The organism is Rhodococcus sp. WAY2 (assembly GCF_009859915.1).
In the GTDB taxonomy this organism is placed as follows: Bacteria; Actinomycetota; Actinomycetes; order Mycobacteriales; family Mycobacteriaceae; genus Rhodococcus_F; species Rhodococcus_F oxybenzonivorans.
Genome location: NZ_CP046574.1, coordinates 70,388 through 84,285, shown reverse-complemented (window position 1 = coordinate 84,285; position 13,898 = coordinate 70,388). Strand labels below are relative to the sequence as shown.

16 protein-coding genes are annotated in these 13,898 nt (G+C 61.9%); 7 read left to right on the top strand and 9 right to left on the bottom strand.

Annotated elements, in window-relative coordinates; all coding sequences use genetic code 11:
* Positions 1-112: 112 nt before the first annotated feature.
* The 5 genes from GFS60_RS35000 to GFS60_RS34980 all read right to left on the bottom strand — a co-directional run bounded on the left by GFS60_RS35000 (position 113) and on the right by GFS60_RS34980 (position 4,736).
* A complete protein-coding gene (locus GFS60_RS35000; protein ID WP_082359728.1) occupies positions 113-700 on the bottom strand; it encodes a hypothetical protein in 588 nt (195 codons plus the stop codon).
* Between the two features lie 2,040 nt (positions 701-2,740).
* Positions 2,741-2,998, bottom strand: a complete 258-nt coding sequence (locus tag GFS60_RS34995) for a hypothetical protein (RefSeq protein WP_054246151.1) — start codon at positions 2,996-2,998, stop codon at positions 2,741-2,743.
* A gap of 234 nt (positions 2,999-3,232) precedes the next feature.
* Positions 3,233-3,538, bottom strand: coding sequence for a hypothetical protein (locus GFS60_RS34990; protein ID WP_054246150.1), 306 nt, complete (start codon positions 3,536-3,538; stop codon positions 3,233-3,235).
* Positions 3,535-4,059 carry a hypothetical protein gene (locus GFS60_RS34985; protein ID WP_054246149.1) on the bottom strand — a complete coding sequence of 175 codons (525 nt, stop codon included), beginning with the start codon at positions 4,057-4,059 and terminating at the stop codon, positions 3,535-3,537. The genes GFS60_RS34990 and GFS60_RS34985 overlap by 4 nt, the downstream gene beginning before the upstream one ends.
* On the bottom strand, positions 4,056-4,736 hold the full coding sequence (locus GFS60_RS34980) for a hypothetical protein (protein WP_236603679.1): 681 nt from the start codon (positions 4,734-4,736) through the stop codon (positions 4,056-4,058). The genes GFS60_RS34985 and GFS60_RS34980 overlap by 4 nt, the downstream gene beginning before the upstream one ends.
* A 139-nt stretch (positions 4,737-4,875) precedes the next feature.
* Between GFS60_RS34980 and GFS60_RS34975 the strand changes: the two genes are divergently transcribed.
* The 7 genes from GFS60_RS34975 to GFS60_RS34945 all read left to right on the top strand — a co-directional run bounded on the left by GFS60_RS34975 (position 4,876) and on the right by GFS60_RS34945 (position 10,093).
* A complete protein-coding gene (locus GFS60_RS34975; RefSeq protein WP_082359726.1) occupies positions 4,876-5,184 on the top strand; it encodes a helix-turn-helix transcriptional regulator in 309 nt (102 codons plus the stop codon).
* Positions 5,185-5,352: 168 nt separating this feature from the next.
* Positions 5,353-5,502: a helix-turn-helix domain-containing protein gene (locus tag GFS60_RS40535; protein WP_082359725.1), complete on the top strand. Its 150-nt coding sequence runs from the start codon at positions 5,353-5,355 to the stop codon at positions 5,500-5,502.
* A gap of 259 nt (positions 5,503-5,761) precedes the next feature.
* The gene (locus GFS60_RS34965; RefSeq protein ID WP_159929199.1) at positions 5,762-6,439 is read left to right on the top strand and encodes a hypothetical protein; all 678 of its coding nucleotides are present in this window, start codon (positions 5,762-5,764) and stop codon (positions 6,437-6,439) included.
* Positions 6,436-6,858 (top strand): hypothetical protein, encoded by a 423-nt coding sequence (locus GFS60_RS34960; RefSeq protein ID WP_159929197.1) that lies wholly within the window; start codon positions 6,436-6,438, stop codon positions 6,856-6,858. The genes GFS60_RS34965 and GFS60_RS34960 overlap by 4 nt, the downstream gene beginning before the upstream one ends.
* Before the next feature lie 110 nt (positions 6,859-6,968).
* Positions 6,969-7,451 carry a hypothetical protein gene (locus GFS60_RS34955; RefSeq protein ID WP_063786592.1) on the top strand — a complete coding sequence of 161 codons (483 nt, stop codon included), beginning with the start codon at positions 6,969-6,971 and terminating at the stop codon, positions 7,449-7,451.
* A complete protein-coding gene (locus GFS60_RS34950) occupies positions 7,448-8,683 on the top strand; it encodes a DUF6545 domain-containing protein (protein ID WP_054246144.1) in 1,236 nt (411 codons plus the stop codon). Before GFS60_RS34955 ends, GFS60_RS34950 begins: the two co-directional genes overlap by 4 nt.
* 15 nt (positions 8,684-8,698) lie before the next feature.
* Positions 8,699-10,093 (top strand): cytochrome P450, encoded by a 1,395-nt coding sequence (locus GFS60_RS34945; RefSeq protein WP_054246143.1) that lies wholly within the window; start codon positions 8,699-8,701, stop codon positions 10,091-10,093.
* Here GFS60_RS34945 and GFS60_RS34940 read toward each other — a convergent pair.
* From GFS60_RS34940 to GFS60_RS34925, 4 genes are all read right to left on the bottom strand, one after another.
* Positions 10,090-10,623: a class I SAM-dependent methyltransferase gene (locus tag GFS60_RS34940; protein ID WP_236603726.1), complete on the bottom strand. Its 534-nt coding sequence runs from the start codon at positions 10,621-10,623 to the stop codon at positions 10,090-10,092. The genes GFS60_RS34945 and GFS60_RS34940 overlap by 4 nt on opposite strands.
* 434 nt (positions 10,624-11,057) lie before the next feature.
* Complete coding sequence (locus GFS60_RS34935) at positions 11,058-11,645, bottom strand: hypothetical protein (protein ID WP_054246141.1); 588 nt, start codon at positions 11,643-11,645, stop codon at positions 11,058-11,060.
* Positions 11,646-11,656: 11 nt separating this feature from the next.
* Positions 11,657-12,283 (bottom strand): hypothetical protein, encoded by a 627-nt coding sequence (locus GFS60_RS34930; RefSeq protein WP_054246140.1) that lies wholly within the window; start codon positions 12,281-12,283, stop codon positions 11,657-11,659.
* A gap of 271 nt (positions 12,284-12,554) precedes the next feature.
* Entirely contained in the window at positions 12,555-13,898 is a 1,344-nt protein-coding gene (locus GFS60_RS34925; RefSeq protein ID WP_054246139.1) for a TniQ family protein, read from the bottom strand.

The following is a 13,898-nucleotide window of genomic DNA, read 5'->3' as shown; positions in this document are numbered from 1 at the left end:
CAACGCGAGGCTGGGTTATGTAGATTCACAGCCAGGTATACGAAGGCCCTCTTGCAACTGCGGGTGGACAGGTGGTGCGTTAACGGAGCGGAGAGTGCGGATGATCCGGGAATCATGCTGTGCACCTGATGGTGACGTTCTTGCGGGCCGGGCCGCGAACCTCAACTGCGGTGTCCACGACTGCGTGTGCTTTATCGGAAAGCGCGAGTATCGCGTGGTCTCTAGCTTGGACCGTGGCTTCGTCGTAGGCGTATACAACGACGTTGTCGTCGGCCCACACAGTGGAGTGGTCGCATGCTCTGATGAATGCATGATTGTGGGCTATCACCTTGCACCGGTCGAAGGCAGTAACTGTCGCGTGGGTGTAGGCCCAGACGTGAACTTGCCCTGTGACTTCCACGGTCGTTGCGTCAGTGGCAACGATGTGCGCGGTCGCGGGTAGTGGTGAGTCGAGATGAATTCGTGCTTGCGATCCAGCGGTGAATCGTAGGGTCCATTCGTCGCCGGCCGATGCGAATGTTTTGTCGTCGAGTTCGATTAGCTGACCTGCTGTGTCAACTACGACAGTTTTTGCGCCGCTGCGGAGGCGTTCGCGGATTGAGTCTGTGTTGCGGCTGATGCGTGGAGGCGTCTGGACTCGGCTGACATACACGCGCGGGTGGCGGTGGGTCGATTGGGACGCAGTCTTCTTCCTACCCACGAGCGCACTCCGTCCTGTGCGAGGCCACGATGATTCTCGCAGTATAGGACCGGGGTGCGGTGGCGAGTGGTACCTCGGTCGGCGCGGTGGTTGTCGTCCGTACCCGGTCCCACGCTCGTTGCCGTATGTGCATGGTGGGCAGAGGATCAATGGGCATGGTTAGGCTGCCTGCCTTTGGGGTGCCAGGGTGGCGCGGATCTGTTCCATGAGTGCCCTTCGGTGCTCAGGCGAGGCTGCTGCGCGACGAGCTCGTTCGCGTTCGGCGTCACGCGCAGCTCGGCGTTGTGCGCTGTGCGCAGCCTCTGCGGCGCGTTGCTCGCTGGGGGAGGGGCCCGACCAGTCGAGTCTGGACAAACGCCAGGTCAGATATCCGATTGGCGAGCGCACCTCGTTTGGCCAGAGCTCACCTCGCGAGACTGTGTCAGCCGTCAAAGCTCGAGCGATATCGCGTCCTGTCCAGCGGGTGGTGTCGATTCCTGAACGGACGAGGACGTCGCACACGATTCCGATGTGGCCGCTGGGGGCGATGGCTGGAGCTGCAGCGACCAGTGCGGACGCTGCTCGTTGGAGGCCCAGGGGGCGAGGGTTGTTTCGATTCGAGGATGAGGATCGGTTCGCGCGCGCGCACGCGCGTTTGGTGATTACTTCTCTACAAGAGATCCCCTTCGGGGATAAACCACTCAAAGATAGGGGGTCACGGCCGCGGGCCTGGGGATTGGGATTCGAACCGGCAGTGGCGGTGTGGCGAGCATGCTTCGCCGCGCGGTGTCTCCTGCCGTGGGAGCTGCCGTGTTTTTTTGGTTGTGGGGGAGCGTGGGTGGCTGCGACGAGGTCGGGTGGGGAGGATAGAGCCCATACGCTGGCGGCGCGGTGCTGACGCCCACCGTGGTGGACTTCTGCTGCTTGGAATTCACGCGTAGTCAGGGTGCGGCCACGGACCAACTCGAAGCCAAGGTGTAGTGCTTTCAACACGCGTCGACCTCGTTTGACCACCGACTCGGACACACCTGCTCGGGCGGCGAGGTTCTGGACTGTGGCGGTAACGCGGCGCCCAGTTTTCGAGTCGGCTGACGACGCGTGCGCGGCGGCGATAGCGACCATGCTTTCGACGCCGATCCTGTGTTTGGCGACTGCGGCGCGGCCGTCGGCGGTCTTGGTGACTGCGTACCGGACCTGTCGCATCCATCCGTCACGGCTTGTCCAGATCGGGATTCTCGCCTCCTGTCCCGCGTTTACGGGGAGCGTCCAGGATTTGCCGCGCTGATCGGTGTCCGCATTGAGTCGACGCAGCTCGTCAATCCACGGGGTCTCCAGTGGTTGCGTTGCTTGCGTAGCGGTTTGAGGAACTGGCGAGTTGTGTGATTTGTCCCACGACACGCCGCGATCGGAATGTTGAACCGTTGAGAGATATTCAGGGTATGCGTTACCCTGAGACGTACCTAGCACAGGTAGTCCCTTCGGGGAATGCAGTACCGAGTCGAAGAAGCTGCTCACTTCTTCCACTCACCTCAGGGAATGACCGTCCTGCCAGACGATCGCCCTAGACGGGAGGACCTGCCAGTCCTCCCAGCGGGATTCATTGACTAAACCCACCCCCGCTCGGGGGTCCCTTTGGGTGGTACCGCTGCTCTTGAATTAGCTATCGAGTTAGTTCCGATCAGCTATCCGCCAGGCCCACCGCCTTCCTCGGTTAGAAGGGCCGGGGCGCGCGTAAGCGGCACCGGAAGTGGAAGCTCAGAACCCGCAGATTCCGTTGCGTAATGGGAGCCCTGGTAAGCCAACACAGGGATAGCGCCGTCGAAAGGGTCCTGACCGTGTGGGAACGCTGTAGCCGGCATGTGGTCTCGTTGAGACGGACACGTGACCGACTGGAGGTTCGCAGGCAAGGCAGAGTTGCGGCCGTGCGTTATCATGGAGTAAGCACCGCCTCTTCCTTTCAAGGTAGTGGTGGTCAGGGAGCTGGTAAGGTCCCGAAATTTCATAGACGGACAACCCCCGACGCCGCCAAGCCCTGGGGGTTGTTCCGTGTTTAGGTGTCGTTCATGCGCCCATCGCCAATTGCTCGACGCGGTGCAGCGACCCTGCAGCTTCGACTTCGAGTAGTCGGAGCTGTTCCGGTCGAAGTTTCTCGCTGATGTATTCCGGGATGTCCAGTCCGTGCGTGATGGCGAGGACGAGCACGGAGTAGTCGCCAGCAGGGATGCCGAGTTCGGCTGCCCGACTCTCGTAAACCTTGTGGTGTCTGAGGGGCGCGCGGGTAGCGATTTGCCCGCGGGGCCCCTTGTTGTGCTGTGCCATGAGGAAACCCTAGATCGAATCTGTAACCGATACGGGTAACCGGCGCTGTTCGGTGTGTCGCATGTGACTGAAGTGGTCATGAAGGTGGCTGCCTTTCGTGAACGAGTTGGTGTGTGAGAACTGAACGGACTTGGCCGCGGGTTCAGCGATCCCGCTTCTGGCCAGGGCGCGACAAGATTGGGTGATCGGGGCCCGATCTGCCCTGCTCTGGAGCGCGCAGAATCTTGACTACTGCTACGCGGGATGTCGGTGGAGAAGTAGACGGGCGAGCGAAGCAACCTCACGGATCTGCTCAATGGAAGCCGTTTCAGGGGCCGTCACGACCAGGTCGATGACATCGGTGAGCTTCTCTCGGGCGCCCACACTCAGGGTGGGCGCCGCAGCCGAGATCATAAGAGGGCCGCATTCGGCGAGAAGTTGCTCGGTAAGCACGATTGGTTTCGCGATACCGTCCGCAATAATCCTGGCGCAGATCACATCCCGTATCGGGACTAGTTCCCACTGACGCCCGTGGACGTCGACAGCACTGACTGTGGTCATGCAGCGACTCCTGTCGCCGAACCCTGAAGACGAACCTCCCAGGCGTCGATAGCGGCGTTGATGCGGACCTCCGCGACGTCGGCGGGTTGGGTGACAAGTTGGGCCCAGAACGCGCAAGAGACAGTCTCGGCGCCGCTGAACTCGATGCCAGCCAGGTAGTCGTAGGCGTCGACAGCGGAATCCGACACTGCAGCCCAGGCATAGTCGGCGGCCTCGGACCGTGCGCGGCCGCCCTTGATCGTGGCAAGGCGATCGATGGCGTGCCAGCGTGCCGTGAGTGAGCTGACCCGACCAGTAACCTCGACAACATCAGCTGTGGGACCGAGAGCAGTCGCCCGGCAGAGTCCGGCCACGGCTTCCGCGGCCGCCGTGCTGCAGCCCGGGATAGTGACAAGCCCCCACCGAGGGTCGGCGTACAGGTCAGCGAACCAATCCCATCGGATCTCCGCGAGACCTTCGGCGGCGGGAGTCTCTGCCTGTCCGCTGGCCATCAGATAGACCCGCTCGGCGAGTGACGTCATGCCGCGACCTCGCGAGTTCTGGTGGCCGGCCTAGACGGGACCCCTTTTGGAGCCCGGGGCTTCTGCTGCTTCTTCTTTGTCCGCCCCCGGGAAACCGCGAACGCATCAACCCCAGCGGCTTCGACCTCGCGGCCGGTGACGGTGAACAGCCGTCCGGCCATGATCTGCTCGCGGACCTTCACACCGGAAGCGAGCCTGTCTTCCAGTTGCCTCTCGCACTGCGCGAGCAGCGGGCACACCGAACAGGCAGCCATCGCACGCTTCCAGGCCGCCGCCTTTGTGCTGGTGACGGTCCAACCGGAGCCCTTACCTACGCACAGACCCTGACCTGTGTGGGGCTGGGTCGCGGGCGCCTGGCCGCGGGTCTCGAGTTCAGCGGCGATCCGCCGCGACGTCGGGCATAGACGCACCTGACCGGCGTAGACGAACCCGCACCGCCGGCACCGGCCCTCACCGGTGTGCTCGCGTGCCATCGCGCGGAGTCGACCGCTTGTGTAGCGGCCGAGAGACAGGTCCTGGGGCCGCGCGGCCCCCGTGGACAGTTCACGCAGAGCGTCAGCGACGGGCGGGCACAACGGGAGATCGGGGGTGTAGACGAACCCGCAGGCCGTGCACGACGCGTGGTCATAGTTCGGACGATGCTTGGCCAGGATCTCGCGGAGAGGGCCGTTGGTCACGCGATCGTGCCCGTCAACCTTCTCTCGACCAGCATGAGAATTTGCAGTCGCTAGGCGTAGAGCACCAGCGCCATCTAACGTGTTCATTTGCAGGCTCCGTTCTGCATTCGAGGCCGCGGGCCGCTAACCCGCTGGTCTCATGGCTTGTCCGACTGCGCTAACAGTCGACTTGCTGTTCTGGCGGTCCCCCGGCTGCGCTAACCTCGTCGACATCAAGCGCGAGGATCGTTACCCGGGTGACTGGCGCGTGCTTCTCGGCCTGACTCAGCCCGAACTCGGCGCGAAGGCTGGTATCAGCACCTCGATGGTCGGCGCGATCGAGCGGGGAGATGCCCGCCTCACCGACAACTTCGCAAAGAAGCTTGCCGACGCTCTGGAGATTTCGGAGGAGGATCTGCGAGCAAGCTTCGAGCGGGTGCGAACCCGCCCGCCCGGCACTCCCGCATAGTCCTCGGGCGTCGCGGATACGAAGAGACTGGCTGAAGTCGCCGACGTGCTCGACTTGCGCATGGACGATCTCATCGAGATTGGGCTGGATGAGCGGTTCCTCGGCGACCTCCGCATCATCTACGGCTGCTACGACCAGGATCCGGTGGTGTGAATTATCGGCGTGTCCATGAGTACGTTGAGCACGTTTGAGCGAGGCAAATCCAGGCTCAGTGGTGACAGTGCCGAAGCTATGGCCGAGGTGCTTGGTCTTCATGCTGAAGTCGTCGTCGTCACTTGCGAGCGGACGAAGGACCGCCTCGCCGGCGTCAAGTCCTGACCCGCGGGCAGCTTTGATCTGGATAAGGGGCCTGCCGGTGGTCAATCGTGATGGCCGCAATGCGCCACCGTCACCTCGGCGATCGCCCGGCCGTTGGGCTGTACTCCCGGATGTCACGGAAGCAGCCTAGAGCCTCCGGCGGAAAAATCAACAATTAAGATGCAAAAAACTGCCATTTACTAGCCATATCCTGGCGGAAAGTCGGTAATATTTGTGAGCAAATTGCTGTCAGATTTCGTGGGGCACCTATGATGTGGGCATGCGATCAGGAGACCCTCAGCGCTTTGCAGTCAAGGTTGCTGAGCGACGAAAGCTCCTCAATCTGACGATTGGGGGCCTCAAGGCAGCTGGGGGCCCGACACCGCCAGTAGTAACGCAGGCTGAGCGTGCGGAGCTTCAGAACCCGAGGCCAAGCACTCTTTCCAAGTTTGATGTCGGTTTGCAGTGGAGTCCGGGAAGCGCCGCACGGGTCTACTGGGAGGGCGGAGAGCCGACGGTCAGGGAAAAGCAACCGCTGGCTACAGGTGGCGGAGAGATGACAGTTTCCCTGCAGGCGGTACTGCGTCTGATGAGTGCCCAACAGGTTCTGCATGATCTTGCGGACAAGAACCAGCCCATCGCTCCGGCAGACCTCCGTGGAGCACGTGATGACGTCGACGCATGCGTGAGCACTGTCGCCGGAGCGTTCATTACGGACCTTCTCGAGCGGAATTTCGGCGAAGACGGTTCGACCACGCACCCGCTCCTCGAGTATGCATTCGCAGAGCTGCTCAGCCCCCCTGTCTCAGATGATGACCCGGATGCCGAGGAGAAACAGTACCGGCGATGGCTCTTCGGTAAGGCCACCGATCTCGACCCCACTATGATCAAACGGTTCCACCGACGTTTACGAGCGAAACAGATACAGATCACGCGTGAAGGGGGAAAACTGGCGTGACAGTTGATATTCCAGCCGTCGCCGAGCGAATCAACAGGCTCTTTGATGTGGCTCACCTCAAAGAGGACCCTGAACAGACCACCGGTCAGGTTGCGCGCTCGATTAGCACGATCCTTGGGCAAGAAATCCCGGCAAGCCGCATCGAAGAACTACGCGGTGGTGAAACGGCGACTCCGCCAGAACCTGAGCTGCTCCGGGCGCTTGAACAGCACTTTGACGCGCCACGCACATACCTCACGGAAGATGGGCCTCATACGGCGGCCGTCGACTTTCAGTTGCAGGTGGTCATTCGTGCACGCAACGCCGGTGTAAAGCGAATCGAGGCACGACATGGGAAAGGTCCCTTCGCGAGTGCCATCGCCGAGATTCTGTGTCAACTTCCACCGGAGCCGTCGGCGGAGACAGACGTCGATGCCTAGTCTGCGCTGGGCGAGGCGATTTGCCAGCGATCCAGCAACAGGGATAGGTTTTCGAGCATTTGAACCAATCGGGAGTTGTGTCCGGGGTGGATGAGGGTTCGATCGCAGTAATGGCTCAGGAGCTGGTCAGGCGGATGCCGACCAATGTCCCGTGGGCACGTCAGCAGTTCATCGAGGTCGTCGCCGAATACCGGGACCGACCGGTACGCCTTGTGCCGGTCAGATCCGAGGCCTTGAGAGCGGCGACCGACTCGGATACCACCTGCGGCCTGTGGCTCTTTCGAGAGCATGACGACCTCATCGTCTACGGCTCCGATGTCTTGGAGTACCACGCGGATCAGATTATCGGTCATGAAGTGGGCCACATGATGCTCAAGCACGACGAACGTGCCCTGGTTGATCCCGATGGCGGGGTGTTCTCGACGTTGCTCCCCGACCTTGCGGGATCATCCATCCTGAAGGTGCTCGGCCGAAGCAGCTTTGAGGACGAGCAGGAGCACGACGCGGAGGTCTTCGCAGACCTGATCATGGTCGAGGCAATGACAGTCCGCCAACGACGAGCGTCCCTTCTCCGCAGTACCTTTTTCCGGTGACTTCACCCGTAACCGGCTGGATCGCCTGGCCCATCATCATCCTGCTGCTGGTCGTGACCCTCACTAGATTCCGGCTACTCAATCGAACGCCGACCGATCAACTCATCAACCAGGCGTTGTCATTTGCCGCTGCTGCCATGCTCCTCCGTGAGAAGGTCGTGGAGGACGTCTTTGCTCGCTATCTCGGCCCATTCGGCGATGTTGATCTTCTTCGGCAGATCTCTTTCGGCTTCATCGTTCTCATCGTGCAGGCCATCTACGGAATGGCACAACTGTGGGCCGCGGGTCAGCGAACGGGGGTCGCAGCCGCCCAGGTAGCTGAGGTGTCAGTGTGGCGGAGGCAGTGGATCTACTACGGAATCGGATTGGGGTCCGGCCTGACCGTCCTTATAGCAGGCACTCCTGCACGAAACGCCGGACTCCTCATTGACCAGTACCTCGGTTGGCCGGCCGTGATTGCTTGGCTCGCGTTCTACGCACCCATCCTTATGTGTGGTGCGCTGATCGTCCGCGTTTTTTTGAAGGAGATTTTTGCCAAGGACACCACTCGTCGAGAGCGCCTTCTCTACGCCCTCAACGTGGTTCTGGCGGGTGCGCTCGTAGTCGATTCCGTTGTTGCACCACTGACGACGTTGTATGAGGTCGTCACCGAGACCCCAACACGAGATCCGGGGATGACGGTCAAGGCTCTGACCTTCTTCCTCGCAACTACCGGTGCCACTGCGGTGGTCACCGTTCCGACAATCGCGGTGGTGATGAGTCGGCTGGGCTGGGACAGGACCGGGCGAAGTATCCGTCGGTTGCATCTGCTGTGGCAAGATCTCACTGACGCATTTCCCGATGTCCGTACAGCTCGTGCCGAAAACCCGGCTCGCCGACTTCATCGGATGATCATCGAGATACATGATGCCTTGCTCCGACTGCGCCGATTCGTCGTGCCCGCCGCGCAGGACGACATCGACTACGTCGCAGCTACGCACACCGACGAAGACCGGCGCAAGCAACTCCTGGCTGGACTGCAGATAGCGCGCGCCCTTGAGGCCAAACTGTCGGACCTCGCTCCCCACGATGGAGGCATTCGGCTCGAGTTCCTCGACCTACGCCCCAGCGAACAGCACCTCACCGCCACGAGCGATCAATTGATCGCGCTGGCAGACGACTGGCCGACAGTCCGCCATTACATCGAGACTTACGTGCAAGGCACGAGCGCAACCACTGGCCCCGCCAGCTGAGAAAGGCACACCCTGATGGTTACTACGACAACTGGTGAGGCACTGCCGCACCCGCGCTACCGCCTTCCACTGCTCGGGGATCTCCTCACGATCAACCCGGCGAAGCCCACGCAGACCAGCATGAAAGACGCGCGACAGCTTGGCCCCATCTTCGAACGCTTGATCGTGAACTATCCCATGGTGATCGTGTCAGGCCCCGAACTGATCGCCGAGGTCAATAACGAAGACACCTGGACCAAGCACGTCGGCGTCCTCTTCAAGAAACTCCGCCCGATCTCCCGCGACGGTTTGTTCACGGCGTACAACGATGAGCCGAACTGGGCAAAAGCACACCGCATTCTCGCGCCGGGGTTCACCCAGCAGGCCATGCGCGGCTACCACGACACGATGTGCGAGACCGCCCAAGAGCTCGTGTCGGCGTGGGAGAGCGAGGAGGGCGGCTGGGTCGACGTCCCCGAGGACATGAACCGATTTACCCTAGAGGTGATCGCCCGAACCGGCTTCGACTACACGTTCGACTCATTCCGGCGTACCGACAACCATCCCTTTGTCGAGGCCATGATGCGCGGCCTGACCTACATAAATCGCAACTCGAACCTGCCTCCAATTTTGCAGAAGACAATCGGCCGTAAACAGGCCGCGCAACACCAGCGCGATATTCACTACGTCAAGCAGGTCGTCGACGACGTCATCAAACGACGCAAGACAGAAGACTCAGGAACACATAACGATCTCCTTGCCCGAATGCTGACCGAACCCGACCCGGAAACCGGTGAGTTGCTCGACGAGGTCAACGTGCGGAATCAAATCCTCACCTTCCTCGTTGCAGGGCACGAGACATCGGCAGGGGTACTCGCCTTCGCATTGCATTACCTCGCAACGAACCCCGAGATCGCAGCGAAAGCCCGCGCCGAACTGGATGAGAGGTGGCCAGCCGGCGACGTGACAGCGATCAGGTACGAGGACGTCGCGCGATTGCGCTACCTCCGCCGGGTCGTGGACGAAACTCTGCGCCTGTGGCCCATTGCTCCGGGCTACTTTCGAGAGGCTAAAGAAGAGACGGTAATCGGAGGAAAGTACAGGTTTGCGCCCGGTGACTGGGTTTTTGTGCTCACGTTGCAGGCTCACCGTGACCCGGTGTGGGGAGCCGATGCGGAGGAGTTTGATCCGGATCGGTTCCTGCCTGAGAACCTGCGACCTATACAGAGCTCAGTGGTCTACAAACCGTTCGGGACCGGTCTCCGTGCGTGCATTGGCCGCCAGTTCGCCTATCACGAGACGATCCTCGCGCTGGCGTTCCTTCTGCACCGCTTCAACTTCGAGGCAGACCCCGCATACCAACTCGAGGTCCAGGAGCAGATCACCCTCAAACCAGAAGGATTGCGGCTTCGCCCCCGTCGTCGAAACTAGCGCTTGGGCTTGCTGGCGACGAACAACGCCACATTGCCGACCTGAGAGACCTCTACGCGACCGAACGAGACCCGCAGGGCTTCGACGAGACCGGCGTAATCGTCGTCGCGGTTATGGAAAGCCCCGAGACGGTTGTATGCCTCACTGAGCGCCAAGCCGAAGATGTTCCGTTTCACCTCCGGCCCGAGAACTGTGGAACCGAAGAGGACGCCATCCGCTGCAAGCACACCGGCCAGGTTCTGGAAGACCGCACGCTTCTCAGGCCAGCCGCCCGGTAAACAGTGCAGGACGTAGTTGATACCGACGGAGTCGAATGGTCCTAGGTCCGACGGCACGGGATCCAAGACGTTGGCTTCCACTGTCCGCACTTCATAGCGCGGGGACAACCGACGGTAGGAGTGCTTGAGGCTGTTGGCGTTCAAGTCCAGGAGGGTGAGCTCGGTCCTTGCTGGCAGTTGGGCATTCGCCAGGTACCAGCCGCTCCCGGGACCTACCTCGAGATGACAGCGTCTGACGTGCTGGTCATACATCTCCACGAATCGTTCTCGGCCGCAGCGCCAGGCCAGATCGTTGGAGAGGTGAACCACCCATAGGTCGTAAATGTGCAGGAAGGGCGCGGTATACGGCGCAGCCCCAGCTTGGACGCCCTTCTGATCAACCTTGGACACGTAACTCCCATCATTTGGTGGTACACCATGTCACACCATATGGGCCAGGAGCTGCACGGAACAAGTGGGGAACGCACAACGCACCGTGGCTCTGCCGTCCCTGAAGGTGTACACAGCATCGAGTGCGACGTCGCCGACGACGCATCCGTTGATGCCGCCCTCATACACATCGAGACCGAAGACAGACCCGTCGAAGAAGTCGTGCGAATGCCTGGCATCACCAACGACGCCTTTTGGACTAGAGATCTATTCATGCTGTTTACCTGCGCAAAGGACACGTCCCCTCGTATCCCTCACTACTGCGAATCGCGCAGCTCGGCGTATGCAGCCTGGGCCTTGGGCAGGGCGACGGCGTACTCGGTGGCTGCGGTCTCACCCTTTTTGTAGAAGTGTTCCTTTTCGTTGTAGCCGCGCGGGTCTGCGGTCTGGACGGCCAGCGCGTAGGCAGCCGGGTCGTCCGCGCTGACGGTGATGGTGGCGGCGTTGTCCATGAATGTGTTCGTCGCGGCCTTGACTGCATCCGTGGAGTCCGCAGCAATGTTGTACCCGAAGCGCCAGCCGTAGATGTCCCGGATGTCTACCGATGGCGGGGGCATCGAAAGTCCCGATCTCCATCCGGTTTCCGCCTCTGCCGCGAGGAGGGCCGCGAGTGCCTGGTCAGGGGAACCGCTACGTGCCTCCACGGTCTCGACAATCGCTGTCGCGTTGTCACGGTGAATCTTGGTGATGAGGGCACTATTCGCCTCGGCGCCGAACGGAGATGCGGCTGCGGTGGTACTCGGGACACTGGGGGCTGTGGTAGGCGATTCGTCGCTGCTGCATGCGGTCAGGACGACGGCGAGCGTAACTGTGAGTAGTGCTGCAGTAATGCTTTTGCGGGTCAAGGGCCCTCCGGTCAGTAGCGGATGTCGTCGATGAGCCAGCGGTCGACCTCGCGGACGAGGATGACCCACACGGTGGTGTCAGGCTTGACCGAATCGGTGCTGTTGCCGGAGATCGCGGTCTGTTCGATGGTAGCCGCGCGGTGGACGAGGGTGTCGGTGTCCTCGGGACACCCGGAGCATTCGATGCTGACATCGGCGATGACCTTCGCCTGCTGCTGCGCCCACTCGTCCCACTGCACACCCGGCCCGCGCTCAGTGCGGGCGTCGACGAGCATGCGGTCAGCGAGCTTGGCGGTCAGCCAGTTCCGGGCCCGCCCGTACGCGTCATTCTGGGTGATGTCGGTGGCTGGGTACCAAGTGAACGCCACGGTCAGGCCTTGTCGGGCGGCCTGTTCGGCGGCGCGGGAGGCTGTCGGCAGCTCTGTGGCCTCGGCGTCGACTGGTGGCGCCGCAGCCGCGGTGGTCGAGGGTGCGCTGGTCGACGTCGACGTCGACGTCGACGTCGACGTCGACGTCGACGTCGACGGCGCCACGCTCGCCGAGTCCTCGTCATTGCTGGTTCGGAAGAGGTACGTGTAGGTCAGTAACCCGACGACAGCGACCGCTAACACCACGATGACGAGCTTTCGTGTCTTCACGCCAGCCTCCCTTCCGTCAGCCGAATTGGGCTGTTTACCAGGGTAAATGAATTGTCCCTGGGTTCCGAGGGGGTGTCCGCGCGAGGCGGACCGGGACGATTCCCAGAGGCATGCTTCAGAATCTGGCGGGGAAGTACCGTTTGAGCTGCGAGCATTCTGTTGCGCATACGCGAGATTGACGAAAATCGGTGTGTCCTGTGTCAGCGAATCGTCCTTGATGTGTGCGCCCTGACCTGCGGTAGGGAAATTTGAGTGGCAAACCGAGTGCTGGTCAAGGTTGTCGGGGAGCTCTGGGATCGGGTGACTTTGCCATTGGATCTTGCTCGTTTGCTCGGATGTTGAGGATCCCGGGAACGAGGGCGATGGCGTCGGGGTATTTCGCTGCGCGTGTGTAGGCCTCGTGGTCGGTGCCGATGCCGCGGTGTTGGTTGACGGTCTGGAGGGTGAGCAGTCGGTGTCTCCAGTGGCGTGGGATGGCGGCCTGAGTCGTCGGCCAGGACGGGATGGCCGTGACGGCGATTTCGTGAGCGAGAACGAGCTGCTGGGGTGTGTATCGGCGCAGGAGCCGGTTGGCGCGATGCTGGGCTGTGATGATTTCGGGGCAGACGGTGACGTCGAGGTTGGGCTGACGAGTATCGCTGAGCCAGATGCCATGGTGCGTGCAGACTTTCAGGTGAACAGGTAGGTGAACGGGGATTGGGTCACTGACGCCGCGGCGGGCTGTGCAGTAGCGGCAGGCGGTGGTAGCGCGGACCGGTCCGCGGGTGTGGGTGGCGCCGAAGGCTGGTAGTGCCCCGGCAAGGCGTTGTGGGGTTGTTCTGGCGAGACGAGCGAGTGCGTTTAGCGCGTCGGTGGTCGCGGGGACGAGCATGTGGTGCTGGGAGAGTTCGTCGGGGTTGTTGATTTTCGTGGAGAACCAGGACGGCAGTGCGGCCAGGACTTCGGCGAGGGTGAGGTGGTTGGCTTGGGCGAGCCGAGGCAGGTAGGAGCTCAGAGATTCCCCTGTGATCGGTGCGATCGGTCGCGGCAGCACGACCGTGTGCTCGCCCGGACGGCCGAGTGGGCGAGGGAGAGCCGGCTGTTCGACGGGTTGCCGGAACTGTTGTAACTCGCGGTAGAAGGTCGCTTTACTGGCATTGAGTCCGCGTTCCTTCAACTCGTTGAACAGGGCGTTGGGCCGTAGCTGCGGGTCCTCGGTGAGGCGCAGACGGCCGTAGTCGGCCAGAGCATCGGTGAGCAGGCGCGATCGGCTGACCAGGTCGAGAAGATCCTGGTTCGGGTGAGTCGGCTGTCCGCTGGGTTGCCTGAGCTGCTGTATCTCGCGGTAGAAGGTCGCTTTGCTGGCTTGGAATCCGAGTTCTTTCAACTCGTTGAACAGGGCGTGGGGCCGTAGCTGCGGGTCTTCGGTGAGGCGCTGGCGGCTGTAGTCGGCCAGGGCACCGGTGAGCAGGCGGGGGCGTGCGGTTCGAACTCCGGGCGTCTTGCGCCCGGTCAGGTAAGAGCGGATCGTCGTCGGGCTGTAACCGAGCTGCCCCGCGATGGCGCTCACCGACCATCCGGCCCTGCCCAGGGCGAGTATCAGCTCGGCTCGATCTCGGGGCAGCATGTTGGGCAT